Origin of the sequence: Pseudomonas sp. B21-040, assembly GCF_024748695.1 — a bacterium.
Classification (GTDB): domain Bacteria; phylum Pseudomonadota; class Gammaproteobacteria; order Pseudomonadales; family Pseudomonadaceae; genus Aquipseudomonas.
The window spans coordinates 1,024,485-1,050,287 of record NZ_CP087176.1 but is presented as its reverse complement, the minus strand read 5'-3'; the positions used below and the strand labels follow the sequence as shown (position 1 = coordinate 1,050,287).

The following is a 25,803-nucleotide window of genomic DNA, read 5'->3' as shown; positions in this document are numbered from 1 at the left end:
CCGGCGTGCCCCTGTGAGCCAGTGGTGAGCTAATCGCTTGTGGCGCGAGCCGGCTACTGTCAGAAATTACAGTTCCGACCAATGGCAACAGCGCTTGATCCACGAATGTCCATTCGCGCAGCCCTTCGGTAGGATGGAGGCCATGAGTTCAAGGAGCGTACACACATGTTCATCGGCGTCCTGCTGGTCATCACCTGGCTGATCCTGCTGCTGCGCTACCCGTCCAAGGCGTTTCCAGTGTCCGTGGCAGCCGCCGTCGGTTTGGGCCTGGTGGCCATGTGGGTGATCTGGCTGGACAACCGCGAGATCAAGCAACTGGCGCGACTGGAATTGCGCATCGCCTACGCGCCAGAGCAGTGCCCGGCGGATCGTCCGTTGCAGCTGAAAATGAACAACGGCAACGACGTGCCGCTGACCGAATTGCGCTGGCGCATCGCGGCGTATGCACCGGGTGACACGGTCAATCTGGCTGACAATCAATACGAAGCCCCCCGTTATCGCGGCCCCGGCGAACTGCAAGCCGGCGCCAACTGGGAAGACTGTTTGCCACTGCCGCCGCTGCGTCCTGGCTACCGCCCGCAAACCCTGGAGTTTCGCGCCGAGCGATTGCAGGGTAGTTTCTCCGATTAATCCCCTTCTTCTTTTTGCACAAGGACCGCGCCATGCCCGTTGCGTTGATTACCGGTTGCTCCAGCGGCATTGGCCGCGCCCTCGCCGACGTGTTCAAAAACGCCGGCTACAAAGTCTGGGCCAGCGCCCGCAAGGCTGAAGACGTCGCGGCCCTGGCCGCCGCCGGTTTTACCGCCGTGCAGCTGGACGTCAACGACGGCGCGGCACTCGAACAGCTGAGCGAGCGCATCAACCAGCAACATGGCGGCCTCGATGTACTGATCAACAACGCCGGTTTCGGCGCGATGGGGCCGCTGCTCGACGGCGGTGTGCCGGCGATGCAGCGCCAGTTCGAAACCAATGTGTTTGCCATCGTCGGTGTCACCCGAGCACTGTTCCCGGTGTTGCGTCGCGCCAAGGGCCTGGTGGTGAACATCGGCAGCGTTTCAGGAATCCTGGTCACGCCGTTCGCGGGCGCCTACTGTGCTTCGAAAGCCGCCGTTCATGCGTTGAGCGATGCGCTGCGCATGGAATTGGCGCCGTTCGGTGTGCGCGTGATGGAGGTCCAGCCGGGCGCCATCGAATCCAGCTTCGCCAAAAATGCCGGCCACGAGGCGGAACAGTTAATCACCGAACAATCGCCGTGGTTTCCATTGCGCGAAGGCATTCGCGCACGGGCCAAGGCATCGCAGGACAATCCAACACCGGCCAGGGCGTTTGCCGAAGGGGTGCTCAAGGCTGTTCAGCAGAGCAAACCACCACGCTTGATTCGCCTGGGCAATGGCAGCCGGGCGTTGCCGTTGCTGGCGGGGTTGCTGCCCAAGGGCTTGCTGGAAGCGGGATTGATGAAGCGGTTTGGGTTGCGCGGGCAACTCTGAGACCGAGTCGACACCATCGCGGGCAAGCCCGCTCCCACAGGGATCTTGGGTGTGAATGCTATTTATGCCACCCAACAGAACCTTGTAGGAGTGAGCCTGCTCGCGATGGCGTCAGAACTAACACAGAAAAATTCAGGAAACACGATGACCGATTACACCCACTACTTCGACGAAGTCATCCAGGCTCACGTTGCCATCGAACAATGGCTGGCCGAAGAACAAGACCCGACTGCGCTGGAGCACTTGCTGACCCGATTTTCACCACAGTTCTCCATGGTCTCGCCGTTGGGCCGGGTGCTGGATTTCGAGGCGTTGAGGGAGTTGTTTCAACTGGCGGGCGGCAAGAAACTCGGGTTCAGGATTCAGCTTAGTGAATTGCGCGGTGTCGCCCTGCATGACGGTGGCGCGACCGTGAGTTATCGCGAGCAGCAGACCGATGCCACCGGGCTGCACTCTGATCGGCGCTCGACGGTGGTGTTTGAGAAACAGGCCGATGGTCGGCTGGTCTGGCGGCATTTGCATGAGACTTTTATCCAAGGCTGAACACATTGCCCGCTCGTCTGAAATCCGCGACTACCTGTTACTTCTGACAGTAGACGCATTGTAGCTCCTCGCACAGGCTGCCGCTTACCGGGAAATGACTGCCTGCACCTCGCAAGCCTTTTCGAGTAACACGCATCTGCCGGTGAACATCACGTTAACCATGCAGAGGTTGTTATGAATCCAAAAAACTCGACACGCCGCGCAGGCGACCTCGACACGACTTTCGGTACTGACGGTGAAGTCTCGCTGAGTATTCTACCGACCTATATTGGTACTGACCGCCTTCTCCAAGGCGTTCTGATCCTCCCGGACAACAAGATCCTGGTAGGCCTGGGAGTGTCAATAAACCCATTGATTGGGTTTGGGGCTCCACCTTCGTACGGACTGGCGCGGCTGTCTCCTGATGGGATACTTGATAAAGATTTTGGTGTTGATGGAGTCATTACCGACAATTTCAGGCCTAAGGAATCCAGCAAGGGTGGCCGGCTGCTGCGCCTTGAGGACGGACGCCTGTTTATGCTCGGTAGCGTCGGTATAAACGAGGGGGGAACGTCAATTCCCCACTTGGCCATGGCCTGTTACACCGAGGACTATAAGCTGGACACGACTTTCGGAGGAGAAGGCACAGGCCATCTCGTTATCGAAAATAGCTCAACCGAAATTTACATGTCCCGCTACGCCAATGTCACCCAGCAAGCAGATGGCAAGCTACTCATCTGCACCGAGTATCATGAATGGGGCAACGCTTACAAAACCACTGGCATACTTTATCGGCTGCATACCAATGGCACACTCGATACAACCTTCAACGGTAACGGCCGCCTGGAGATCAAAGGGCAAGACCCGGACGCAGCCACCGGCCTGAAAGCCTGCCTCGCGCAAGCCGGCGGAAAAATTGTGGTGGTGGGTCATATTTGTTTTCAACCCGGATTAGGAACAGCAGTCATTGCACGCTTCCATAACGACGGCACGCTCGACAAGACTTTTGGCCGTCGAAACTCACCGGGTTACCACACCGTACCCGTAGGCGGTCTCTGGACCCAGTTCAACAACCTGTTGTCCACACCCCGCGGATTTGTCGCCACAGGTAAGGCTGGTGAGGATGAACCCGGTACGGTCAGCCAGGGAATGATGGTCGGCATAACAAAAGAGGGGCTGGAAGACCTCGACTTCAATGATGGCAAACCACTAATTACGAAATATACGTCAGAAACAGAGACCTCCTGGTCCGACGGTTACATGCAACCTGATGGAAAACTGGTGCTCTCGTCAGCGGGACGCCCATTCCTTTCACGCTGGCTGAGCAACGGCAGCCCCGATACCGAGTTCGGAACGGACGGCGCCGTATTGATTAGGGACACGGGTGTCAGATCAGCCTTTGTGGTGAGCCGCCCCGATAGCAAGATTCTTTGGGCAGCAAATGTCGGCGGGATAGGGGGGTCGATAGGCTCGCTGCGCCGTTACCTAGGCTGAATCATTGATGTACCGGTTGCTATAACGGCAGCGGGGATGGCGTGACCACCACCGTGCACGTAATCCCCGCCGCCAACCACACCCCGTCCGGCACTTCATCAATGTGAATCCGCACCGGCACCCGCTGTGCCAGGCGCACCCAGTTGAACGTCGGGTTCACATCGGCAATCAGCTCGCGACTCTCCGGGTTGTCGCGGTCATAGATACCGCGAGAAATACTCTCCACGTGCCCCTTGAGCACTTCACCGCTCATCAACTGCATGTCGGCCTTATCGCCCACGCGAACGTGCGGCAACTTGGTTTCTTCGAAAAAGCCGTACACCCAGAACGAGTTCATATCGACCACGGCCATTTTCGCTTCGCCGATGCGCGCGTAGTCGCCGCGATGCACGTTGAGGTTGGTCACGTAGCCGTCCACCGCCGCCCGCACTTCGGTGCGCTTGAGGTTGAGTTCGGCGGCTTCGAGTTGTGCCTGCGCGTGTTGATAATCGGCCAGTGCCGAGTCGGCGATATTGCTGGCGTCGTCGCGGTTTTCCTTGGAGATCACCAGGTTGTCCATGTCGGCGCGGCGATGGGCATTGACCTTGCGCATCTCCCAGGTCGACTTGCGTGAAGCAACCAGCGACTGCGCCTGCTTGACCGCGATGCGATAGTGCTCGGGGTCGATCTGCATCAGCAAATCGCCCTTCTTCACTAACTGGTTGTCGCGCACCGGCACGTCCACCACTTCACCGGTGACGTCGGCGGCGACGTTGATGATGTCGGCGCGCACCCGGCCATCGCGGGTCCAGGGGGTGTTCATGTAGTGCTCCCACAAGGTCCGGCCGATCCATAGCGCGAGGGCCAGCACCAGCAGGGTGGCGAGCAGGCTGAAAAGCTTTTTCATCAGGGCCTTCTTCAGTGATAGAGAGTCAACGGTAGACAGTCAGCGCCAGGGCGCCAAACAGACAGGTAAACAGGCTCAGGCGCAGCAGCGCCGGGTGCCAGAAGAAGCGGTACAGATCGAACCCGGACAAGAATCGGTCCAGCGCCCAGGCCATTGCCGCCGCGATGAAAAACATCAGGGTCATGGTCGGCATGTACACGCCGTGGAAGGCGATCTCACGAGGCATGTTCAAGTCCTTTGGGCTCGGTTTTCGTGAAGCCCGCGAGCGGTGACTGCGGGTCCAGCAACGACGTACGAATGAAGTGCAGGTAACTCTTCACCCGGCGTAGGGCCGAGGTGTCGAAGTGCGGCGCGAAAGGCTCATCCGTGGCTTGCACGCGACTGATCGCATGGTCGACCGCGATCAGGCTGCGCTCCAGGTTGCTCTGGCTCGGTTGCAAGAACAGCCGCATCAGCGAACGCCCCATCACCCGGATGGCCTGGCGCCACGGCTGCGTTTCGGCATAGGCCGGGTGCACCGGCAGAATCGCCTGTTCCTTGCGCAATTCGATGATCGCGTGCCCCACCTCCAGCACCACGAACATCCAGCGCAACAAGTCGCTTTGGACTTGCGGCTGACCCGCCGCGAGGCCGTAAGCCTGGTGCAGCAAGTCCCGCGTGCGGCTTTCAAAACTCGACGCCAGCCCCTTGAGTTTGCCGCTGATGGCGTACACCACTTGCCCGCGCAAATCCTGCTCCAGCCGACGCCACAACCAGCGGCTGTTAGGCGGCAAAATGATTGCCCCGGCCGCCGCGCATACCAGCATGCCGAGCACCATGGCGATGTAATCGTTGATGAAGGTGTACGGGTTGTAGACCGTGAGGTTGTCCGGCACTGAACCGGTGCTGAAGAAGATCAACAAACCGAGGCCGACACCGGCGTATTGCGGTCGCGACGTGAGGAACGAACCGAGCACGATCACCGGCGCGAGCATCACGCACAGCAACGGGAAACCGTCGATCCACGGGAAGATGAAAAACATCTCGACGAAGCCGATCAACGCCCCGAGCAGCGTCCCGCACGCCATCTGAAACGCCATGCGCTTAGGGTTGGGTGTCGCCGCAGAAAGCCCCACGGTGGCGGCGGCTATCAGGGTCATGGTCGCGCCACTCGGCCAGGCCGTGGCCACCCAGTAACTGCCGAGCACCACCAGAATGAACGCCGCGCGAATCCCCGAAGCGGCGGACGCCATCCAGTTGGTTTGCGGGGTGAACGGCTCATCCCATTGCTCCCGCTCATGGCTATGTTCAGCCAGCGAGGCGTGGGTCTGTGCATAACTGTGCAGGTCATCGACGAAGCGGTAGAGCAACTCGTACGCGGTGTGGAAATCCAGCAACTCGGCGTCGCTCGGCCGGGTCTCCTGAAAGTGCGCACGCAAGTTGCGCACCCGGGCCGGCAAACCCTCTTTGTAAGCGCTCAACTCGGCGACCAGGCGGGCCGCGTCTGCATGGGTCAAGGCCCGGCCACTGAAGCCGTCGAGCACTTCCGCCAAGTCCTGCAACCCCGGTTTGATCGCCGCGACCACGGGGTCGGCACCACTGCTGCGCAAGCGTTCGAGCAACTGATGCAAGGCATTGAACCGGGTGGTGATGCCCATGAACTCGCTGTTCAAGCGATTGAGCCGACCGTTGCGTCGACGCATGTGCGGGTCTTCAAACACGGTGACGCTGCGCAGCCCTTCCAGCCCGACCGCCTCGGCGATGAAGCGCACGTTGCTGGCCTCAAAAGCCTCCCGTTGACTGCGACCGCGCAAGCCATCGGTGACGAACAAGGCGAACACGCCGAAGCGCTGATACAAAGCGTTGCGCATCGCGGCGCTGGCGGTTTGCGGCAGGATGGCGGCGCTGACCAGTGTCGAGCAGAGAATGCCGAGGGAGATCTCCAACACTCGCCAGACTGCCGCCATGAAGGCGCCGTCCGGGTGTGCCAAGGCAGGCAAACCGACCATTGCGGCGGTGTACCCGGCGAGGACAAAACCGTAGGCGCGAAAGTTGCGATACCGCGCCGCGCCGGCCGAGCAAATACCCACCCAAATCGCCAGCGAGCCGAGGAACAGCTCAGTGTTCTGCGCGAACAAGGCAATCAGCGCGACCATCACCGCCGACCCGGTCAACGTGCCGAGAAAGCGGTAAAAACTCTTGGCAAACACCTGCCCGCTCTGCGGCTGCATCACGATAAACACCGTGATCATCGCCGTGCGCGGTTGCGGAAATTCCAGACGCATCGCCAGCCACAGCGTCAGGAATGCGGCGAACAGCACCTTGAAAATGTAGACCCAGGTCACGCCATCACTGCGCGCCCAGTCAAAGAAACCCCGGCGCCATTCAAGGGAATACAGCCAGCGCAAAGGTGCGGGCAAGGGCGTCATGAAATCCTGCTCAGTGAGATTCGATTAAGACGCAGAACCTGTGGGAGCGAGCTTGCTCGCGATGGCGGAGTGTCAGGCGACACATGCATTGACTGACACGGCCTCATCGCGAGCAAGCTCGCTCCCACAGGGTCCGTGTTCAATTTGTGAGGCTCTGAAGCAGGGCCGGGGTTTTCGGGGCCTGGGTTTGTTCGGTGGTTGGCACATCATTGCCCGCCCCCAATCCTCCACCGAGCGCCGTCACCAGTTCTGCATGAGCACTCAACCGCGCCGCCTGAACCTGTTGCTGAACCTGCTGCTGCTTGAACAACAGCGTCTGGGCATTGAGCACGTTGAGGTAATCGGTGAGCCCGCGCTGGTAGGCGATCATCGCGATGTCATAGGTCTTCTGCGCGGTGGCCACCGACTCGGCAGCGAAGGCCTGCTGCTTGTCCATGGACTCACGGCGGATCAACTGGTCAGAGATGTTTTTCAGTGCATTGACCAGTGTCTGGTTGTACTTGGCCACGGCGATGTCATACCCGGCCGAGGCTTCACCCAGCTCCGAACGCAAACGCCCGCCATCGAAAATCGGCAACGAAATCGCCGGGCCGACGCTGTAGTTGAGTTTCTTGCCGGTCAAAAACTCCAGCGCCCCGCCGCCCGTGGCCATGTAGCCGAGGCTGCCAACCAGATCGACGTTGGGATAAAAACCGGCGTGCGCGACATCAATGCCCCGCGCTTGCGCCGCCACTTGCCAGCGACTGGCGACCACATCCGGGCGTTGACCGAGCAATTGCGCGGGTAACGCCGACGGCAATTTCAGCGCCGTGCCCAACGACAATGTCGGCCGCTGCAATTGCGCACCCTCCCCCGGACCGAAGCCAGCCAATGCCGCGAGCTGGTTGCGGCTGAGGGCGATTTCTTCGTCCAGCGCATCAATCTGCCGATGGGTTTCCGGCAGCGGCGTTTGCGCCTGGCTGACTTCGAAATGCGTGCCGATGCCACCGTTCAGGCGCTTTTGCGCCAGGTCGAGAATCTGTTGTTGCTGTTTCAGGGTCGCTTCGACGATGTCGCGCTGCGCGTAATGCAACGACAGCTCGATGTAGGCACGCACGATGTTGTTCTGCAATTCGAGCTGCGCCAGGCGCGCTTCGGCGGCGCTCATGTGCGCCATGTCCACGGCGCGTTCCGTGGCATTGCTTTCGCGACCCCAGAGGTCCAGCGCATAGCTGAAACCCAGGGCGGCGTTGTTATCCCAAGTGGTGGTGTTGGCCAGCTCACCCGGCCCGTAGAACTGATCGGTCGGCCAGTTGTGGCGCTTGAGGGTGGATTCGCCATTGATCTGCAACGACTCGGCGGATTCGGCGATGCCGGCCATGGATTTGGCCTGGCGCACCCGTGCGGCGGCCATGGCCATGGTCGGGCTGCCTTGCACGGCGCGGTCGATCCAGCGGTTCAGTTGCGGGTCGCCATAAGCCTGCCACCATTGTGCGGTGGGCCAGTGCGCGTCTTGTGCGGCGCTCTGGATGGCTGCGTCGGTGGCCAATGAATCGGCCTCCAGTGCCTTGCCCTGCGGGGCGATCCCTGCGGTACCGATGCAGCCACTGATTGCCAGGGTTAAAGCCAAAACACTGAGCGGCTGAAGCGCTCTGCTGATGCGACGCGGCACTGCTGCGATTTCCTGAAATAGGGGAGGTACGAGTTCCTGTAGGAGCCGGGCTTGCCCGCGATGGCATCACCGCGGTGGGTCTGGATGACCGCGGTGATGCCATCGCGGGCAAGCCCGGCTCCTACAGTGGCGCAATTCTAGGGGTGGGTCTGGTTGGCGATAAGCTGGGATTCTTGTGAATCTTTGTTACCGTTAACGCGATAATCCCTTTGTCGGGGTCTCAGCCCCTGAAACTTCGTGTCACAATTTGCCATCGAACCCGAGAGCACCCCATGGACACTTTGCAAAACATGCGCGCCTTCAGTTACGTGGCCGAGGCCGGCAGCTTCACCGCCGCCGCCGTGCAACTGGACACCACCACGGCCAACGTCTCGCGCGCGGTCTCCAACCTGGAAGCCCACCTGCAAACCCGCCTGCTCAACCGCACCACCCGCCGCATCGCCCTGACCGAAGCCGGCAAGCGCTACTTGTTGCGCTGCGAGCAGATCCTGGCCTACGTCGAAGAAGCCGAAGCCGAGGCCAGCGACGCCCATGCGCGGCCGGCCGGGCAGCTCAAGGTGCACACCATGACCGGCATCGGTCAGCACTTCGTGATCGACGCCATCGCCCGCTATCGCAAGACCCACCCGGACGTCACCTTCGACCTGACCATGGCCAACCGCGTGCCGGACCTGCTCGACGAGGGCTACGACGTGTCCATCGTGCTGGCCAGCGAACTGCCGGACTCGGGTTTTGTGTCCCAGCGCCTGGGTATCACCTACAGCATCGTCTGCGCCTCGCCGGCCTATGTGAAAGCCAACGGCTGCGCGCAAAAGCCCAGCGACTTGCTCAACCACATGTGCCTGCGCCTGGTAAGCCCGGTGATCCCGCTGGAGAAATGGGCCTTCGACGGCCCGGATGGCCAGGAAATGGTGACCATCAACAGCTCACCGTTTTTGGTGAACTCGGCGGATGCGATGAAGACCGCAATCACCAGCGGCATGGGCGTTGGCGTGTTGCCGGTGTACGCGGCGATTGAAGGGCTGCGCAACGGCTCGCTGGTGCGGGTGATGCCCAAGTACCGGTCGCAGGAGCTGAACCTGTACGCAATCTACCCGTCGCGCCAGTATCTGGATGCGAAGATCAAGACGTGGGTCGAGTACTTGCGCGGGTCGTTGCCGGAGATTCTGGCGGCGCATCAGGCGGAACTGGCGGCATATGAATTGAGCGGGAGCCTGGCTGGCGCCCGGGTGGCGAACTGATTTCACGGTCCTACAGACGCGGAGAATTTGGGGAAGGTTTCCGACGGGTTCTGTCGGTTGTTGGGTCAGACGGGAAATGGGTAGGCTTTGGGCGTCGCTGGCTTTTCAGCGATCGGGCCTGGAAAACCCGAAGATAGGGTCACAGCACATGACATAATGCGGCGCTTTTTCAGCTCCGCGATTTAAGTTATGGCGGCTGTGCGTGGGAGACCTTCGGGTCTGCCGGGTTTGATCCTTCTCGGTTTTTCCAGTCCGCGTACAGCTGCCACCCAATCGTCTGGAAAACGGAAAGTGGCGGCTCCTCGACTTCAAGGATCTTTGCCAATGATTAAAGAATCACCGAATCCTCCGGAAACCGACGACGTTTCCCCCTACGAATCCATCGACTCCAAAAAACTCAACGAAGCCGCCGAACGCGCGTTGAATCACTACCTCAATCCCGCCGCCCTCAAATCACCCGCGACTCGCAAGCCCAGCACAATGTTCGTGCTTGCGCCCAATATCAAAGACGAGGACTTGCTGGCCCACACTTGTGAATCGTTGGCCCAGGCCAGTGTGATGGCCGGCGATTTTGCCGCCTATCTGGAAGGCCCGCATCGGAACACGGCGATGGCGATTCAGCAGATCGTCATGCTGGCGGAACTGGCAGCGAACCGGATGATGGATAACCTCGAAATCCCCAAACCCACGCCACACCGCTAATCCCCGGCAGAAACCAATCCTCCTGTAGGAGTGAGCCTGCTCGCGATGACGGTGTGTCAGTCGACTTCAATGTTGAATGTGAGTCCGCCATCGCGAGCAGGCTCGCTCCTACAATTGGACCGGGGCCGTCTGGAAGAGATTGGTCGGCTGTCAGGCCGCCATCGCTGGCAAGCCAAGCTCCTACAGGGAATGAGTACACCGGCCGCTTCTCACCACTCATCAGGCCGAGCGTTAGCTCGCCTTCAGCTCTTGATCTTGATCCACCCGCCCCTTCGGGAGGCTGAGTGGAGGTGTGCATCCGGGGAGTGGCGCGCAGCGCCGTTCGACGCAGTCGAACACGCTGCATGTAGGTCGAAGCGAAGCCGACCGGAGGGCAGTGTCCCCGGATGGATACCGGAGCGAAGGAACGCCGAGCCCCAGCGAGGGGCCGGACGCTCGGGGCGAGCCTTTTTTTGCTTACTTTTTTTTGGCGTTTGAAAAAAAAGTGAGTCGCCGTAAGGGCGAAACCCTAAGCGGCCGTTACCGCAGCAACGGATATGTACACAACCCACAAGAACATGGTCGGCCCAAAGGCCGCCAAGTTCAAAAGCTCACAACTACGAAAAAGAATGTTAGCGTGCTTGGCATTCTCCAAGCCAAATCAAGCCAAGCCCGACGAGCCCACCTCCCATGAAAAAGACCGTCCTCGCCTTCAGCCGCATCACCCCCGAAATGGTCGAACACCTCAAGCAAGACTTCGAAGTCATCGTGCCAAACCCGAAAAACGGCGACATCAACGCCCAATTCAACGAAGCCCTGCCCCACGCCCACGGCCTGATCGGCGTCGGCCGCAAACTCGGTCGCGCACAACTCGAAACCGCCGCCAAACTCCAAGTCGTCTCCAGCGTCTCAGTCGGCTACGACAACTACGACCTCGCCTACTTCAACGAACGCGGGATCATGCTCACCAACACCCCCGACGTCCTCACCGAAAGCACCGCCGACCTCGCCTTCACCCTGCTCATGAGCAGCGCCCGCCGCGTCGCCGAACTGGACGCCTGGACCAAGGCCGGCCAATGGCAAGCCACCGTCGGCGCACCACTGTTCGGCACCGACGTGCACGGCAAAACCCTAGGCATCGTCGGCATGGGCAACATCGGCGCGGCCATTGCCCGTCGCGGTCGCCTGGGGTTCAACATGCCGATTCTCTACAGCGGCAACAGCCGCAAGACAGACCTGGAACAACAACTCGGCGCCCAGTTCCGCACGCTGGATCAACTGCTGGCCGAAGCCGATTTCGTTTGCCTGGTGGTGCCACTCAGCGAAAAGACCAAACACCTGATCAGCCACCGCGAACTGGCACTGATGAAACCCGGCGCCATCCTGGTGAACATCTCACGCGGCCCGGTCGTGGACGAACCAGCCCTGATCGAAGCGCTGCAAAACAACCGCATTCGCGGCGCCGGTCTGGACGTCTACGAAAAAGAACCGCTGGCCGAGTCGCCGTTGTTCCAACTGAAAAACGCCGTGACATTGCCGCACATCGGCTCGGCCACCCACGAAACCCGTGAAGCCATGGCCAACCGCGCCCTGGCCAACCTGCGCAGCGCGCTGTTGGGCGAGCGGCCGCAAGACCTGGTCAACCCGCAAGTCTGGAAAGGCTGACGAAAAACGGGCAGACGTGTCCAAACGTCTGCCCGTACGATCAAGCCAGTTTTCCACTTCCCCCCAGCATCGGTGCCTTGGGTTTACGAAATACCAGCACGTTGCCCAGCATCACCAGCACCAACCCCACCAGCGCCGGCGCGGTCCATTGGTAGCCTTCGGCAAACGCCGACACATTCAGCGCCACCACCGGAAACAACACGGTGCAATACGCCGCGCGCTCCGGGCCCATGCGCCCGACCAGCGTCAGGTAAGCGGTGAAACCGATCACCGAACCCGGGATCACCAGGTACAGCAGCGAACCGATGTAGCGCGCGTTCCATTCCATGTCGAACGGAATGCCTTTGACCAGGCACCACACCGACAACATCGCCGCGCCGTAGGCCATACCCCAGGCGTTGGTCGTCAGCGGTTTCAATCCGGCCTTCTGCTGCAAACTCGACAGCATGTTGCCAGCCGAGAAGCACAAGGTCCCGAGCAAGGCCAGGCCCAGGCCGAGCAGCGTTTCCGGGCTGGCGGTATGCCCGGCCAGTTCCGGCCAGAACAACAGGCCAAGCCCGAACAACCCCAGTGCCCCGCCCATCAACACATTGCGAGCGATTTTTTGACCGAAAAACACCCGCGCATTCAGCGCATTCCACAGGGTGGCGGTGGAAAACACCACGGCAACCAAACCACTGGGAATCCACTGGCTGGCCGTCAGGAAGCACATGAAGTTGACGCAGAACAGGCACAGCCCCTGCGCCAGACAGATCAAATGCCCACGCCGGTTCATCACTTGCAGACGCCGACTCAGCAGCAACATCGCGAACAGCACCAGCGCCGCGAGGCCGAAACGATAGACGATCGACACCGGAATCGCCACCACGCCCAGTTGCCATTTCAAGGCAATCCAGGTGGTGCCCCAGATCAGCACGGTCAGCAAGTACAACGACAGGTTCATGGCAAACACTCCTCAATAGAGGTTCAGTGTCCCGCGCCCGCTCGCCCCGCACTTGCATAAACTTGCGCTTTTGTCGGCGCAGAGGCTGGCAGGCCAACGTCTACGGAGTAGGATGCAAGGCGTTGGAGAGAACCGATCATGCCCGCACTGGAAACACTGCAAGTCTTTCAAGCCCTCAACCGCTCGCCCAATGCTCGCCTTGAGCACAGCGCCGAGCTCGGTGACGGCATGGCTGCAGCCTTGTGGAGCAACCATCACGACGCGCAGGATTACGAAGCGCCGAGTCATCACACGTTGTCGTGCTACATCGCCGGCGGCACCGGCACGTTTCGCCGCGACCAACCCGGCACCAAGGGCGGCCCCGACAAGTTGTGCATTCTGCCCGCCGAGCATCAATCCGGTTGGGTGATCAACGGCGACATTCGCCTGGCCCACGTGTATTTCAGCCCCGAACAATTCGCCCTCGGCTGCGTCACGCTGCTGGACCGTGAACCGCGCGAACTGCAATTGCGCGAAGGCACTTTTCTCGACGATCCGGCGCAAGCCCGACGCTTTCGGCAGATGCTCACCCTTAACTGGAACGAACCCGGCGAACGCGTGCTGACCAGCAGCCTGGCCCACGAAATGCTCAGCCACGTGTTGCTCGGGCAGGTTGGAATGCGTGAGGGCTTGCGGCTCAAGGGTGGACTGGCCGCGCATCAGCGGCGGCAGTTGGTGGAGTTCATCGACAACCAGTTGGCGGAGGCCATCAGCCTTGGGCAATTGGCCGCGCTGTGCGCGTTATCGGAATACCACTTTGCGCGGATGTTCAGGGAAAGCTTCGGCTTGCCGCCGCATCAATATGTGTTGGCGCGAAGACTGAGCCGGGCAAGGGAGTTGCTGCGCTCGACGTCGCAGCCGTTGGGGGAGATTGCATTGGCCTGCGGGTTTGCCAGCGCCAGTCATTTCACCAATCGGTTTCGGCAGGCATTGGGTGGGACACCTGGCGACTATCGCCAGGCGTTTTTGCGCTAAGGCCCATGACAGTCGCTGCCTCTCAGGACGCCATCGCGGGCAAGCCCGGCTCCTACAGGAATAGGTGTCGAAGCGCACTCCTGTGAACGACACTATTCCTGTGGGAGCCGGGCTTGCCCGCGATGAACGATGACGCGGTCTCGGTCAGAACTCCAAAGTGCTGGAAAACAACACCTGCCGCGAATCGCCCATCGACACAAAGAACCGGCTCGCCGCCGAGGTGTAGTAGGTGCGGTCGAACATGTTCTTCACGTTGAGCTGGAACTTGACCTTCTGCCCTTCGACCTTGGTGTCGTACGTGGCGAATGCATCGGCCACGGTGTAGGCCGGCAGGTCGAAGTCGTTGACGGCGTTACCCGCCCGCTCGCCGACATATCGCGCACCCGCGCCGACGCGCAACTGATCGCCACCGACGATGGTGCCGAAGTCATAGACCGCCGACAGCGAGCCGCTATTCTTGGCGACGTTCTGCAGTTGCTTGCCTTTGTAATCCGGGTCTTCGGTGACTTCAGCATCGATGTAGGCATAGCTGCCGATCATGCTCCAACGGTCCGTGAGCTGGCCGGTCAGATCCACTTCCAGGCCACGGGAACGCACTTCGCCGGCAGCACTGTAAATCGTCACCGGGCCTTCGGCGTTGGCCACCAGTACGTTGCGTTTCTTGATGTCGAACAGCGCGATATCCGCCGTGATGCGGCCCGGCATGTCGAGCTTGGCCCCAACCTCCCAGGACTTGGCTTCTTCCGGCGCAATGCTGCCGTCGAGCACGGTGCTGCTGCCGCTCAACGGCGCGATGGTGGAGTTGGGTTTGAACGATTCGGTGTAGCTGCCGTAGAACGACAGTTCGTCGGTGTAGCGGTACACCAGGCCCGCACGCGGCACCCATTTCTGGCCGTTGTTGTCCGTGTTGGCCTTGAACGGCACACCTTTGCCGGCGTACTGGTCGTATTCCTGGAAGCGCCCGCCCGCGACGAAAATCCATTGGTCGGTGAGGTGGATCGAGTCCTGAAGGAAGATCGAGTTGCTGCGCAATTCATCGGTTTGATTACTGTCGGCCGCACTGACGGTGGTGCCCGGCACTTCAAGGCCGTAGATCGGGTCGACGTAGCTGAAGATGCTCCGGCTTTTCTGGCGGATCAGGTCTTCGCGGTAAATCTTGCGGTACTCGTCATCGAGGCCGAACACCAGGTCGTGTTTCATCCCGGACCATTCGACATTGCCTTCGAGGCCGACGGTGGTGAAGCGGTCGGTGCTGATGGCGTTTTGCGTGCCGTCCATGCTGCGGGTCAACGTGCCTTTGTCGGTGTCGATGGCGGTCACGCGCACCTGGCTGGCGTCGTAGGTTTCACGGTTCCAGCTGTAGCCGAAGTGAGCTTTCCAGTTGTCGTTGAGCTCGTGATCGGCCTCGAAGTGGTACAGGTCCGAACGGCCTTCCATGTTGTTGAACGGCTCGTCGAGGCGCAGGTTGCGCGAGATGTCCAACGGATGATTGGTGTTCGGATCGATGACTGTGCCACGGTCAAACGGGGTCAGAAACTCACGGTGTTCATAGGAGAACAACAGCGTGGTGCTTTCGCCGAACCAGGCCAGCGACGGCGCGATCATCGACTCGCGGTGGGTGCCGAAATTGCGCCAGTAATCTTCGTCTTCATGGTCCAGCACCATGCGATAAGCGAGGCCCGATGTGCCCAGTGCGCCGGTGCTGTCGAGGGTGCCACCGCTGCCGTTCTTGCCATCGTCGTAGGTCGAACCGCGCAGAGTCAGGGCGTTGTACTGTTCCAGTTCCGGCTTCTTGCTGACCATGTTGACCACGCCGCCCGGGTCCTGGATGCCGTACAGCAAGGACGCCGGCCCCTTGAGCACTTCGACGCGTTCGACACTCTCACTCAGGCCACGCCCCTGCACGATCGGCATGCCGTCGCGCATGATCGAGCCGTTGCGGTTGTCACCGAAACCACGCGTCATCACCGAGTCCTGGGTGCTCGCCAGTGTGTTGCCCTGGGTGATGCCGCTGACGTTGGCCAGCGCGTCATCCAGATTGCGCGGCACCTGATCGCGAATGACTTGGGCCGGGACCACATTGACGGTCTGCGGGACTTCCTGGAGCAAGGCCGAAGAACGCATCACCGAACTGGTGGGCGGCGGCTGATAACTCATGGATTGATCGGCCACCGAGGTGATGGTGGTGGCGCCCAGGTTCAGGGTGCCCGCCGTCGGCACCGGCTCAAGGATCAGGGTGTTGGGGTCGGTACGGCGGAAGATCAGTCCCGAACCGCTGAGCAAACGCTGCAGGGCTTGTTCGGCGCTCAACGGGCCGTTGATCGCCGGGGCGGTGACGCCGTAGGGCGCTTCATCGGTGTAGACCACACTGATGCCGGTCACCCGGCTGAAGTCGCTCAGGGCCTGGGGCAGCGGTTTGGCGGCAATGGCGAAGTTGAACGGCGCCCGCTGTTGCGTGCTGCCCGTGTCAGCGGCCGAGGCGATGCTCAAGGGCAGCAACGCCAGCGCCGACATACTCAGTGCCGAGGCACCCAACCACTGTTTGACCCAACCCGATTTTGCCCTGGACTTCATTGCTCGATAGACCTGTGTAGAACCGCAACGGATGCGAATGACTCGCAGTTTCAGTCACTACACGGATGGGGCTTGGTTTTACCTCATCAAAATGTTGAAAATAATTTTTGTTCTGAAAGATGCGGTGTCTGATCGGTCCTCATCGCGGGCAAGCCCGGCTCCTACAGGGATCGGGTTCCTTCATGAGAATGCGGTCAAGTGTGGGAGCCGGGCTTGCCCGCGATGGGGCCAGCAGCTTTAACGCAAAATAATCAGCTGCCCCAACACGCTGTGCTGCTCAAACCCCAACACCCCTTGCAACGAACTCAACACGACCTGCGGATCCCTGCTCGGAAAGCTGCCACTGATTCGCCGCGCCGCCAGTTCATCATTGAGCAACACGATCCGCCCCGGGAAGTAACGCCGCAAATCCTGCACCACCTCGGCCAGCGTCGCCTTGTAGTAATTGAGCCAACCCTGGCGCCAGGCCAATTGCGCTTCGCTGTCCACCGCATGGGATTGTTGCGTTGCGCCGTTGCCATAGGCCACTTGCTGGCCGGCGGTGAGGATTTGCTGCTCCGCGTGCTTGTCCGCAGTCACGCCCACCCGTCCGGACAACACCGTGACTTGCGCCCCCTGCGGTTGCAGGCGCACTTCAAACTGCGTGCCCAGCACTCGCGCCTGCCCCTGTTCGGCATCGACCACAAACGGGTCGCCGGTGTGCGTCACGCTGAAAAATCCGGCGCCGCGTCGCAGCTGGACGCGCCGTTCACCGCGACTGAAATCCACGGCAATGGCGCTGTCGGCATCCAGCGTGACTTGCGATTGATCGGCCAGTGTCACGGTGCGAATTTCGCCCGGTGCCGAGACATAATCGGCGCCCAGATCATCGACCCAACGCATCGGCTGCCAACCGACCCCTACGCCGATCATCAGCACCAGACACGCCGCCATGGCCAGCGCACCCGACCAGCGCCGCACGCTGTTGCGAGGCGATTGATTCATCGCATTGAGATAACCCTGCAAGGCCAATGCATCTTCATCGGCCAGGGTTCGCGCCGGCGCTTCGCTCAATTCCCACACGACTTGCGCCTGTGCATAAGCCTCGGCGTGGGCAGGATCAGCCTGCAGCCAGTGACTGAACGTAAGTTGATCGCCACTGCTGGGCTGGTCATGCAACAAGCTCAGCCAAGTGTAGGCGGCCTGCTCCTGAGCGGGCGTCGGGGTGACGCGTTCGGGCTGATTCACGGTGCTTTCCCTGGCGTGCGCATGGGCGATTCCTGCAGGCTGGCCTTGCAGGCATCGAGGGCGCGCATCATATGTTTTTCCACGGCGCTTTGGGACAAGCCCATGGCCTTGGCGATTTCGGCGTATTTGCGACCGTGGATGCGGTTGAGCAAAAAGATCTGCCGCGTGCGCTCCGGCAAGGCCCGCAACGCCGCTTCGACGTGACGCAAATCATTACCGGCTTCCAGCGCGGCTTGCGGTTCGCTGCCGTGGCTGTCTGGCGCCTCCGGTATCCAGCCTTCGTTGACCCGCACCCGCGTGCCTTCGCTGCGCAAATGGTCAATGGCGATGTTGCCGGCGCAGCGCAGCAAGTAAGTGCTGAGCTCTTCGACTTGTACCAGCGGCCGCCGCCAGAAACGCAGGAACAAGTCTTGCACCAGGTCCGCAGCCGTCGCCCGACACCCCACGCGCCGGTTCACCAAGGCTTCCATCTGCGAACGCTGGGAAAGGAACACCTGCAGGAAATGCGCGCGCGCCCCGCGATGTTCTTCGTCGTGTGGTTCGGGTGGGAGGGTGATCATCGGCTCAGCTCTGCACAAACGTGGTGACGATAGAGGCACCAACGAGGGCGAGATATTAATGATAAATATTCTCATACGCAAAGAGATCCGATTGCCAGATCCCGTTTTACCGAGGAGGCATGAACCTGTTTCTGATGGTTCCCACACCTGCATGGGAATGCAGCTTGAGACGCTCCTCGTCCCAACAGCGGACGCAGAGCGTCCATCGAGGCGTTCCCACGCAGAGCGTGGGAACGATCAGTATCTGCGTGGGAACGATCAGAAATCAGTGCTCAAACAAAAACGGGCCTGCAATCGCAGGCCCGTTTTTTGGGGAGGGTAAAAGTGAATCAGGCTTCAGCCGTTTTGCGCTGCCTGTTCGTTCTCGAGAAATTCGTCTTCCAGCAGCGCATCGGCTGCGTTTCTCTCGAACGGCACCACCACGGCACGTGGTTTGCCTCGCAGTTTGCCGAACAGGTGCTCTAGCGCGTGTTCGAGTTTTTCGGCTGCACCGTCGATCGCCAGTTCCAGATTGGCGGCTTTATGGGTGACAGAAATCGGTTGGTGGCCTTTTGGCCTCGCTTCCAGTTGGCAGCGTATGTCGTGCGGTCCGGGCTTCTCGCCGTTTTCGTCCCGCAGGTGAACCTCGACGCGGGTCAGGTCCTCTTCATATCGTTCGAGCGTGCTCTCAATGGTCGTACGTACCCACTCCTCCAGTCGTTTACTGCCTTGAATATGGTTATCGCTATTGACTTGGATTTGCATAGTTCTTCCCTTATTTCAGCTAGCTCGCGAGAGGCCGGTCAGCTAAGCCCTTGGGCGTCATCACCGTGACCTCTTAACTACACAATCGGTCTGTACGCTGAACAATTCAACCCCTTAAAAAAGATAAATATCTAATCGCAAAAAAAGCCGGACAACGGCTAAAAGCGCTGCTAAGGTCGGGAGTTGGGTCGCTTCACTTCTTTGTCACAATTACTCACATCTGCTGCTCCGCCAGCGGGTGCACACTTCGAAATATTCCCGCCTCCTCCACCAGCCAGTCATGCACCGCGCGCACGCCCGGATGGCTCAAAGCGCCCGGCGCATACAGCAGCATATAGCGCTTGTGATTGGGCACCGTCAGCCCGAACGGCACGATCAATGTCCCTCGCTCCAACTCATCGTTGAGCAGCGTACGCCGCGCAATCGCCACGCCCATCCCGGCGATGGCGGCTTCGATGGTCAGGTGATTGCGATTGAAGGTGTGCCCGCGCCGCACGTCTGCGCCCTCGAAGCCGATGGCATTGAGGTAGAACTCCCATTCCGCGTATTCGTAACTGCCGCGCCAGGCGGTGATGTCGTGCAGCAACGGGAAATGCATCAGGTCCGCCGGGCCATGCAGCGGTGGCCGCCCTCGCAACAGGCTGGGGGCACAGACCGGAAAGATCTGTTCGTCGAGCAAGGCTGTGGATAACAGGCCGGGGTAGCTGCCATCGTTCAGGTCGATGGCCAGATCGAAATCCCCCTCGTGCAGCGGCACGCTGCTGTCCTCGGCCACCAGGCGCAATTGAATGTCCGGAAAGCGCTGCTGCAAACGTGGCAGGCGCGGGGTCAGCCATTTACTCAGGAATGACGGAATCGAGCGTAACCGCAAAGTGCCGCTGATCATTCCGGCGTCCAGACGGCGTAATTCGGCATCGATGCTGCCGTACGCCTCGTTGACCGTAATGGCCAGACGCTGGCCTTCTGCGCTCAGTTCCACACCGCGAGCGCGACGATGAAACAGGCGAAAACCCAAGCGCTCTTCCAGTTGCCGAATTTGCTGACTGACCGCCCCCGGCGTGATGTGCAGTTCTTCGGCGCAACGGGTGAACGACAAGTGCCGCGCGGCACAGGAAAACACGTGCAGCCAGACGTAGGTCTGGGCATGCAATTGACGACTCATCGTTTAGTCCTGCTAAAGGCTGTCTTAGGAAGTTTCGTTGGTCACGATGGACCGAGGGAGTCAGTATCGCCGAGATTGCGCTTGTCCTACAAAAATGGCAGCGATTTCTCCTCCATTACTTGTATAGGCTTTAGCATGGCTATCAGTGTTTTCGATCTCTTCAAAGTCGGCATCGGTCCGTCCAGCTCCCACACCGTCGGCCCGATGCGCGCCGCCGCGACCTTCGCCCAGACACTGATTGACCACGGTTTGCTGGACGCCGTGCGCCGGGTAGAAATCCGCCTGTATGGTTCGCTGTCCGCCACCGGCGTCGGCCACGCCACCGACCGGGCCTGTGTCATGGGCTTGATGGGTGAATGGCCGGACAGCATTGATCCGGGCAGCATCGACAGCCGAATCAACACGTTGCTCGAAACCGGTGAACTCGCGCTGGCCGGCAAAAGAACCATCGCCTTCAACTGGCAGCGCGATCTCTTGTTGCTCAATGAGAGCCTGCCCTATCACCCCAATGCCATGTCCCTGACAGCCTTCGGCGAAACCGGCGAATTGTCGGAGCAAACGTATTACTCCGTTGGCGGCGGTTTTATCATCGAAGCGGCGCAAGCCGAGTCCGGCATCGCCCCTGCCAGCGATGTGGTGCTGCCGTATGATTTTTCCAGCGCCGCCGAACTGCTCAGACTCTGCAACCAGCACGGCTTGCGTGTGTCCGAATTGATGATGGCCAACGAATTGGCCTGGCGCAGCGAAGCCGAGATCCGCCAGGGTCTGCTGCACATCTGGTCGGTGATGCGTGAGTGCGTCGAGCAAGGTTTACGTCACGAAGGCATCCTGCCAGGTGGCCTGAATGTGCCACGTCGTGCCGCGAAACTGCACCGCAGTCTGTTGGAAATCGGCAAACCGAATGTCATCACGTCCACCCTGTCGGCCATGGAGTGGGTCAACCTGTTTGCCCTCGCCGTAAACGAAGAAAACGCCGCAGGCGGGCGCATGGTCACGGCACCGACCAACGGCGCGGCGGGGATTATTCCAGCAGTGCTTCATTACTACATGAAGTTCAACCCGGACGCGTCGGACGATGACGTAGTCGCGTTCTTTCTGGGCGCGGCGGCGGTCGGGATTCTGTGCAAGAAAAACGCCTCGATCTCCGGTGCTGAAGTCGGTTGCCAGGGCGAAGTCGGTTCCGCCTGCGCGATGGCCGCTGCCGGCCTGGCCGACGTGCTCGGCGCCACCCCGGAGCAACTGGAAAACGCCGCCGAAATCGGCCTGGAACACAACCTTGGCCTGACCTGCGACCCGGTCGGCGGCCTGGTGCAAGTGCCGTGCATCGAGCGCAATGCGATTGCCGCCGTGAAAGCGATCAACGCCACACAAATGGCCCTGCGCGGCGACGGTAAACACTTCATTTCCCTGGACCGGGTCATCCGCACCATGCGCGATACCGGCGCCGATATGCATGACAAGTACAAAGAAACTTCACGGGGCGGCCTGGCGGTGAGCTGGGTAGAGTGCTGATTGCACTGTCTGCGGTCATCGCTTCATTCTTGCCCTGAAACGGGCACACGCAATCGCACTTCGTAGCAGCTGGCGCAGCCTGCGTCCGGCTGCGAAGCAGTCGTTAAATCAGACGACGCGGTGTTTCAGCAAGACCGCACACTCAGGTTTTACGACTGCTGCGCAGCCGGACGCAGGCTGCGCCAGCTGCTACAGAGAACGGTGTGGTTTAGTGAGCTTGGATGAGCCAGGACGTCCGTCGCTTTTTTGCCGAGATAGTTGTTCGACAACTTTGTGCGGCATGCCCCTTGCTACGTCACCGATGAGGCAAATGGACTTTTGAAACCTCAGCGAGCGATCTGCCGATGGTCTGGTGGTGCGAACCAACCCGGACATGGCCGGTCAACAACTGCACGTTCAATCAAGCGGTGACGCATCATGGACAACCCCTTTCAGGTCATTACCGATGCCTTTGCACCGGATTACCAGATCAACCTGAGCATTCAGGGTCTGGACGGCAGCATCATGCTGACCCTTTCCAACGCGGGCCGCGTGGTCGCCAAACGCATGATCAGCGCCGACCAGCGCAATGACCCCAAACGCCTCAAACGCCTCGTGCAAAGCATCCAGTTCGGCATTGCCATCGAACAGGGCCACAGTGCCATGGCCATCCTCGAAGCCATGACCGACGGCGACGATCACACTTTGCCGCCGCCCTACATCAATGGCCAGCCCCGACACGCGGTCCGGCTCTAAAGCTCGCCCTTCTCCACTTCCGGATGCTCACCGGACCCCGCACCGATCTTGCGTTGCGGGTGTTCGATTTTCACCGAAGGAAACTGCGACGAAGCGTAACGCACCACCAGGATCGAAAACGCCAGCAGCAAAATCCCGCCGCACAGGTAGATGATCCCCAGGTCCGGCGGGTTATGGTGCGAGACGTTGGAAATCAGCAAGCGCGTCAGCGCGGTGATCGCCACGTAGATCAGGAAACGCACCGGCATGTGGTTGGTCTTGAAATAAATCCCGACCATCGCACCCAGTTCCAGGTAGATGAACAGCAGCAAGATGTCATCGATCTTGATGTGCCCTGCTTCGATCATCCCCATAAACTCCATCACCGCGGCATACGCGGTCACCGCACCGATGGCGAACAGCGCCAGGTAATGGAAGGTTTCGACGAACAGGTTGCCCAGGGATTCGGCCAGTTGGTGCACGTTCTGCCGCAGGTTTTCGGCCCAGTTGATTTTCACGATGATGCTTCCTTAGCTCGGTTCGAGCGGATGATGCGCGATTGACGTGACGGTTGTTCTGCATGCAGAAAAAAGGCCAGCCGCTCTCGGTGAGAAGATGATGAGTTGTTGCTGGACACTTTTGTGGTGAATTCACTGACGCCATCGCGAGCAAGCTCGCTCCCACAGGGGATCTGTGGTGTTCACAAAACCACTGTGGGAGCTTGCTCGCGATTGGGGACAACACGGTTCACCTGACAAACGCCAATTTCGGTCTACATTAAAAAGCCACTACCCAAAGCGCAGGGATTCGCTTATCCTTTTCGCTGTATATAAATACAGTGGTCGAAACAGACAACTATTGTGAAGGCATGTGAGGTGGTGAATGGCCGTCGAAGTGGTATACCGCAGCAGCCGAGATCTGGAGCGCTTGTTCATGGATAAAGCCGAAGCTGACCGTCATGACAAAATGCTCGAACTGGCTGAATTGCTGGCTGAAGTGTTGCAAAAAGCCGTTCCGTCCCTGACCGAGCAGCAAGTGGAAGAAGCCGGGATTTACATGGCGAAGAATCGCGATGTATTTGCCAAGGCGTTCAAGAGCCAGCCGGATGCCTTGTCCGAGCTGCTGAATGCGCCGGCTGAAGTCATTGAAACGGCCGAAGCTGTCGAAGTGGCTGTTGAAGCGCCTGACGCTGCGCCGACCAAGCCAGCCAAAGCGGCCAAGGCACCGAAGTAAGAAACACCCGAATTGAATAGGCCCTGAGTCGAATGACTCAGGGCCTTTTTCATGTCTTGGGCAATAGCAGAATTCAGCGGTACAACACTTTCTCCGCCAGTTCGTCCGCCACCCGCGCAGGCGAGCGTTTTTCCGCCTGGGCATGGGCGAAGACTTCGGTCAGCCGTGAAGCAATTTTCGACAGGTGCGCGGTGATGGTCGTCAGCTCTTCGCCACGGTGCTTGAGCGAAACGTAGATCAGCCCGCCCGAATTGATCACGTAGTCCGGCGCATACAGGATGCCGCGTCGCTCCAGTTGATCGGCGACTTCCAGGTGCGTCAGTTGATTGTTGGCAGAGCCGGCCACCGCCGAGCAGCGCAGTTGTGTCACGGAGTGGCTGTTGAGCACGCCGCCCAGGCCACACGGCGCGAGGATGTCACACGGCGTGCTGAGCAGTGCGTCGTTGGCAATCGGGTGCGCGCCCAATTGTTCCATCGCCAGTTGCACCTTGCCGTGATCGATATCGCTGACCAGCAGTTCAGCGCCTGCCGCATGCAGTTGTTCAGCGAGCGCGTAACCGACATTGCCCAACCCTTGGATGGCCACACGCAGGCCCTCCAGATTATCGCTGCCCAGACGGGCCATCGCGGTCGCTCGAATGCCGGTGAACACGCCCATGGCGGCATGCGGTGCTGGGTCGCCCGCTGACGTGGTGCTGGTGACGTGTTGGGTTTGCTGGGCGATGCAATCCATGTCGGCGACTGAAGTGCCACTGTCGATAGCCGTGATATAGCGGCCGTCGAGCTGGTCGATGCAGCGCCCGAAAGCTTCGAACAATGCACCGCGATTTTCCACATGGGCCGGGCGAACAATCACCGCCACGCCGCCGCCCTGGGCCAGACCGGCCAGCGCAGCTTTGTAACTCATGCCTTGTGCCAGGCGTATGGCATCCTCGACCGCCGATTCGTCGCTGGGGTAGGCAAGGTAACGACAGCCGCCCAGGGCAGGTCCCAGCCGGCTGTTATGAATGGCAATCACCGCCTTCAACCCGGTGACCGGGTCGACGCTCAGATGCAGCGATTCAAGGCGAGTGCTTTGCATGAGAGCGAACATCGTGGGGCTCCCGAATCACTTCTTGTAGTCGCCAGTATAGGCTTGCGCCCAAAAATTGCAGAAGCGCACCGGAATAAGCGGCGCTACTTTGCAGGCTTTCGGACATAACCTGAAACCGCATGTGTGCAGCACTGGACGAATGCCGGAGACGGGGCTAAAACGAGGCATCCGCCGGAGATTTTGATGACGCCCCGACAATGCTTCTTCGATTGCCTGCAACGTTCACCGCCCGCGCTGTTCGAGGCAGGGCTGTGGATGGCGGTCGAGCACGATGCCAGGCTGGCCCCCGAGGCAGTACTGGCCGACCTCAACGACCTGACACAGCAGGTCAGCCAGGGTTTGCCGATGTTGCCGGTCGCCGAACTGGCCCAGCCGTTGTTGCGGCGGATGAATGACCTGGGGTTCGCCCAGGACGACTTCACTCCGTTACGCCCTCAAGTCGCCTTGCTCAACAGAGTGCTGGAGCTGCGACGTGGCCAGCCGTTGTCCCTTGGGCTGATTGCACTGGAGTTGGCCAAACGCCTGGAAATCCCGCTGGTGGGCGTCAACTTCCCCGGGCACTTCCTGTTGCGGGTTCCCGGTGCCGATCATCTGCTCGACCCTTGTGGCGGGCGCCGGTTATACCCCAACGACTGCCGTGAACTGCTGCATCGACAGTACGGCCCGAACATGAAACTCAGCGCTGACCATTTACTGACGGCTGACCCGGTGCAGATGATGCAGCGCCTGTCGCGAAACCTGCGTCAGCTGCACCTGTCCCACGATGACTACATCGGTGCCCTGATCGACGCCGAACGCGTACTGGAACTGGGCAACGCCAACGCCGCCGACTACCTGGCCAGGGCCAGCCTCTATCAACGGCTGGACTGTCCGAATGCCGAGCGATTTGATCTGGAGCATGCGCTGTTGCTCAGCGACGACCCGATCCAGCGGATTCGCCTGACGGAACGGCTGGGGCATTTGCCGCCCAACTCGATCGTCCATTGATTAAT

23 protein-coding genes and 1 pseudogene are annotated in these 25,803 nt (G+C 60.2%); 12 read left to right on the top strand and 12 right to left on the bottom strand.

Annotation, left to right across the window (positions count from 1 at the left end):
* Positions 1–165: 165 nt before the first annotated feature.
* From LOY55_RS04670 to LOY55_RS04655, 4 genes are all read left to right on the top strand, one after another.
* Positions 166–630: a multidrug transporter gene (locus tag LOY55_RS04670; RefSeq protein ID WP_223523772.1), complete on the top strand. Its 465-nt coding sequence runs from the start codon at positions 166–168 to the stop codon at positions 628–630.
* A 32-nt stretch (positions 631–662) separates the two neighbouring features.
* Entirely contained in the window at positions 663–1,487 is an 825-nt protein-coding gene (locus LOY55_RS04665) for an SDR family oxidoreductase (RefSeq protein ID WP_223523770.1), read from the top strand.
* Positions 1,488–1,631: 144 nt separating this feature from the next.
* A complete protein-coding gene (locus LOY55_RS04660; protein WP_223523768.1) occupies positions 1,632–2,030 on the top strand; it encodes a DUF4440 domain-containing protein in 399 nt (132 codons plus the stop codon).
* 174 nt (positions 2,031–2,204) lie between these two features.
* On the top strand, positions 2,205–3,503 hold the full coding sequence (locus LOY55_RS04655; RefSeq protein WP_109786078.1) for a hypothetical protein: 1,299 nt from the start codon (positions 2,205–2,207) through the stop codon (positions 3,501–3,503).
* A gap of 19 nt (positions 3,504–3,522) precedes the next feature.
* Here LOY55_RS04655 and LOY55_RS04650 read toward each other — a convergent pair whose 3' ends face one another.
* The 4 genes from LOY55_RS04650 to LOY55_RS04635 form a co-directional block, all read right to left on the bottom strand.
* On the bottom strand, positions 3,523–4,389 hold the full coding sequence (locus LOY55_RS04650; RefSeq protein ID WP_223523766.1) for an HlyD family secretion protein: 867 nt from the start codon (positions 4,387–4,389) through the stop codon (positions 3,523–3,525).
* Between the two features lie 25 nt (positions 4,390–4,414).
* Positions 4,415–4,615 carry a DUF1656 domain-containing protein gene (locus tag LOY55_RS04645; RefSeq protein WP_077430850.1) on the bottom strand — a complete coding sequence of 67 codons (201 nt, stop codon included), beginning with the start codon at positions 4,613–4,615 and terminating at the stop codon, positions 4,415–4,417.
* The gene (locus LOY55_RS04640) at positions 4,605–6,797 is read right to left on the bottom strand and encodes an FUSC family protein (RefSeq protein ID WP_223523764.1); all 2,193 of its coding nucleotides are present in this window, start codon (positions 6,795–6,797) and stop codon (positions 4,605–4,607) included. The genes LOY55_RS04645 and LOY55_RS04640 overlap by 11 nt, the downstream gene beginning before the upstream one ends.
* A 139-nt stretch (positions 6,798–6,936) precedes the next feature.
* Positions 6,937–8,448, bottom strand: coding sequence for an efflux transporter outer membrane subunit (locus tag LOY55_RS04635; RefSeq protein WP_223523762.1), 1,512 nt, complete (start codon positions 8,446–8,448; stop codon positions 6,937–6,939).
* Positions 8,449–8,720: 272 nt separating this feature from the next.
* Here LOY55_RS04635 and LOY55_RS04630 point away from each other — a divergent pair, with 272 nt between their 5' ends.
* The 3 genes from LOY55_RS04630 (at position 8,721) to LOY55_RS04620 (ending at position 12,035) form a co-directional block, all read left to right on the top strand.
* Positions 8,721–9,689, top strand: coding sequence for a LysR family transcriptional regulator (locus LOY55_RS04630; RefSeq protein ID WP_046026746.1), 969 nt, complete (start codon positions 8,721–8,723; stop codon positions 9,687–9,689).
* A gap of 324 nt (positions 9,690–10,013) precedes the next feature.
* Positions 10,014–10,391 carry a DUF6124 family protein gene (locus LOY55_RS04625; protein WP_046026749.1) on the top strand — a complete coding sequence of 126 codons (378 nt, stop codon included), beginning with the start codon at positions 10,014–10,016 and terminating at the stop codon, positions 10,389–10,391.
* A 669-nt stretch (positions 10,392–11,060) separates the two neighbouring features.
* Entirely contained in the window at positions 11,061–12,035 is a 975-nt protein-coding gene (locus LOY55_RS04620) for a D-glycerate dehydrogenase (protein ID WP_109786082.1), read from the top strand.
* Positions 12,036–12,075: 40 nt separating this feature from the next.
* Here LOY55_RS04620 and LOY55_RS04615 read toward each other — a convergent pair whose 3' ends face one another.
* Positions 12,076–12,978 (bottom strand): DMT family transporter, encoded by a 903-nt coding sequence (locus LOY55_RS04615; RefSeq protein WP_046026751.1) that lies wholly within the window; start codon positions 12,976–12,978, stop codon positions 12,076–12,078.
* 138 nt (positions 12,979–13,116) lie between these two features.
* Here LOY55_RS04615 and LOY55_RS04610 point away from each other — a divergent pair, with 138 nt between their 5' ends.
* On the top strand, positions 13,117–13,992 hold the full coding sequence (locus LOY55_RS04610; RefSeq protein WP_109786083.1) for an AraC family transcriptional regulator: 876 nt from the start codon (positions 13,117–13,119) through the stop codon (positions 13,990–13,992).
* A 144-nt stretch (positions 13,993–14,136) separates the two neighbouring features.
* Here the strand turns inward: LOY55_RS04610 and LOY55_RS04605 are convergent, their stop codons facing one another.
* The 5 genes from LOY55_RS04605 to LOY55_RS04585 all read right to left on the bottom strand — a co-directional run bounded on the left by LOY55_RS04605 (position 14,137) and on the right by LOY55_RS04585 (position 20,259).
* Positions 14,137–16,566, bottom strand: coding sequence for a TonB-dependent receptor (locus tag LOY55_RS04605; protein ID WP_223523760.1), 2,430 nt, complete (start codon positions 16,564–16,566; stop codon positions 14,137–14,139).
* 237 nt (positions 16,567–16,803) lie between these two features.
* Entirely contained in the window at positions 16,804–17,793 is a 990-nt protein-coding gene (locus LOY55_RS04600) for a FecR family protein (protein WP_223523758.1), read from the bottom strand.
* Positions 17,790–18,353, bottom strand: coding sequence for an RNA polymerase sigma factor (locus tag LOY55_RS04595; protein WP_223523756.1), 564 nt, complete (start codon positions 18,351–18,353; stop codon positions 17,790–17,792). Before LOY55_RS04595 ends, LOY55_RS04600 begins: the two co-directional genes overlap by 4 nt.
* Positions 18,354–18,689: 336 nt before the next feature.
* Positions 18,690–19,097 (bottom strand): HPF/RaiA family ribosome-associated protein, encoded by a 408-nt coding sequence (locus LOY55_RS04590; protein ID WP_046026758.1) that lies wholly within the window; start codon positions 19,095–19,097, stop codon positions 18,690–18,692.
* A 214-nt stretch (positions 19,098–19,311) separates the two neighbouring features.
* Positions 19,312–20,259 carry a LysR substrate-binding domain-containing protein gene (locus LOY55_RS04585; protein ID WP_046026759.1) on the bottom strand — a complete coding sequence of 316 codons (948 nt, stop codon included), beginning with the start codon at positions 20,257–20,259 and terminating at the stop codon, positions 19,312–19,314.
* Between the two features lie 135 nt (positions 20,260–20,394).
* On the opposite strand from LOY55_RS04585, the gene LOY55_RS04580 reads away from it, so the two are divergent.
* The gene (locus LOY55_RS04580; protein ID WP_223523754.1) at positions 20,395–21,771 is read left to right on the top strand and encodes an L-serine ammonia-lyase; all 1,377 of its coding nucleotides are present in this window, start codon (positions 20,395–20,397) and stop codon (positions 21,769–21,771) included.
* Positions 21,772–22,188: 417 nt separating this feature from the next.
* Complete coding sequence (locus tag LOY55_RS04575) at positions 22,189–22,506, top strand: DUF3509 domain-containing protein (protein ID WP_046026761.1); 318 nt, start codon at positions 22,189–22,191, stop codon at positions 22,504–22,506.
* Here LOY55_RS04575 and LOY55_RS04570 read toward each other — a convergent pair.
* Positions 22,503–23,003, bottom strand: a complete 501-nt coding sequence (locus tag LOY55_RS04570; RefSeq protein WP_109786087.1) for a phosphate-starvation-inducible protein PsiE — start codon at positions 23,001–23,003, stop codon at positions 22,503–22,505. The two genes, LOY55_RS04575 and LOY55_RS04570, sit on opposite strands and share 4 nt — an antisense overlap.
* Before the next feature lie 364 nt (positions 23,004–23,367).
* On the opposite strand from LOY55_RS04570, the pseudogene LOY55_RS04565 reads away from it, so the two are divergent.
* A pseudogene (locus LOY55_RS04565) lies at positions 23,368–23,622 on the top strand (YebG family protein); the annotation flags it as partial.
* A 169-nt stretch (positions 23,623–23,791) separates the two neighbouring features.
* On the opposite strand, the gene LOY55_RS04560 reads toward LOY55_RS04565, so the two are convergent.
* Positions 23,792–24,811, bottom strand: a complete 1,020-nt coding sequence (locus tag LOY55_RS04560) for a Glu/Leu/Phe/Val dehydrogenase dimerization domain-containing protein (RefSeq protein WP_046026764.1) — start codon at positions 24,809–24,811, stop codon at positions 23,792–23,794.
* Positions 24,812–24,994: 183 nt separating this feature from the next.
* Between LOY55_RS04560 and LOY55_RS04555 the strand changes: the two genes are divergently transcribed.
* A complete protein-coding gene (locus LOY55_RS04555) occupies positions 24,995–25,798 on the top strand; it encodes a SirB1 family protein (RefSeq protein WP_109786089.1) in 804 nt (267 codons plus the stop codon).
* Positions 25,799–25,803 lie beyond the last annotated feature (5 nt).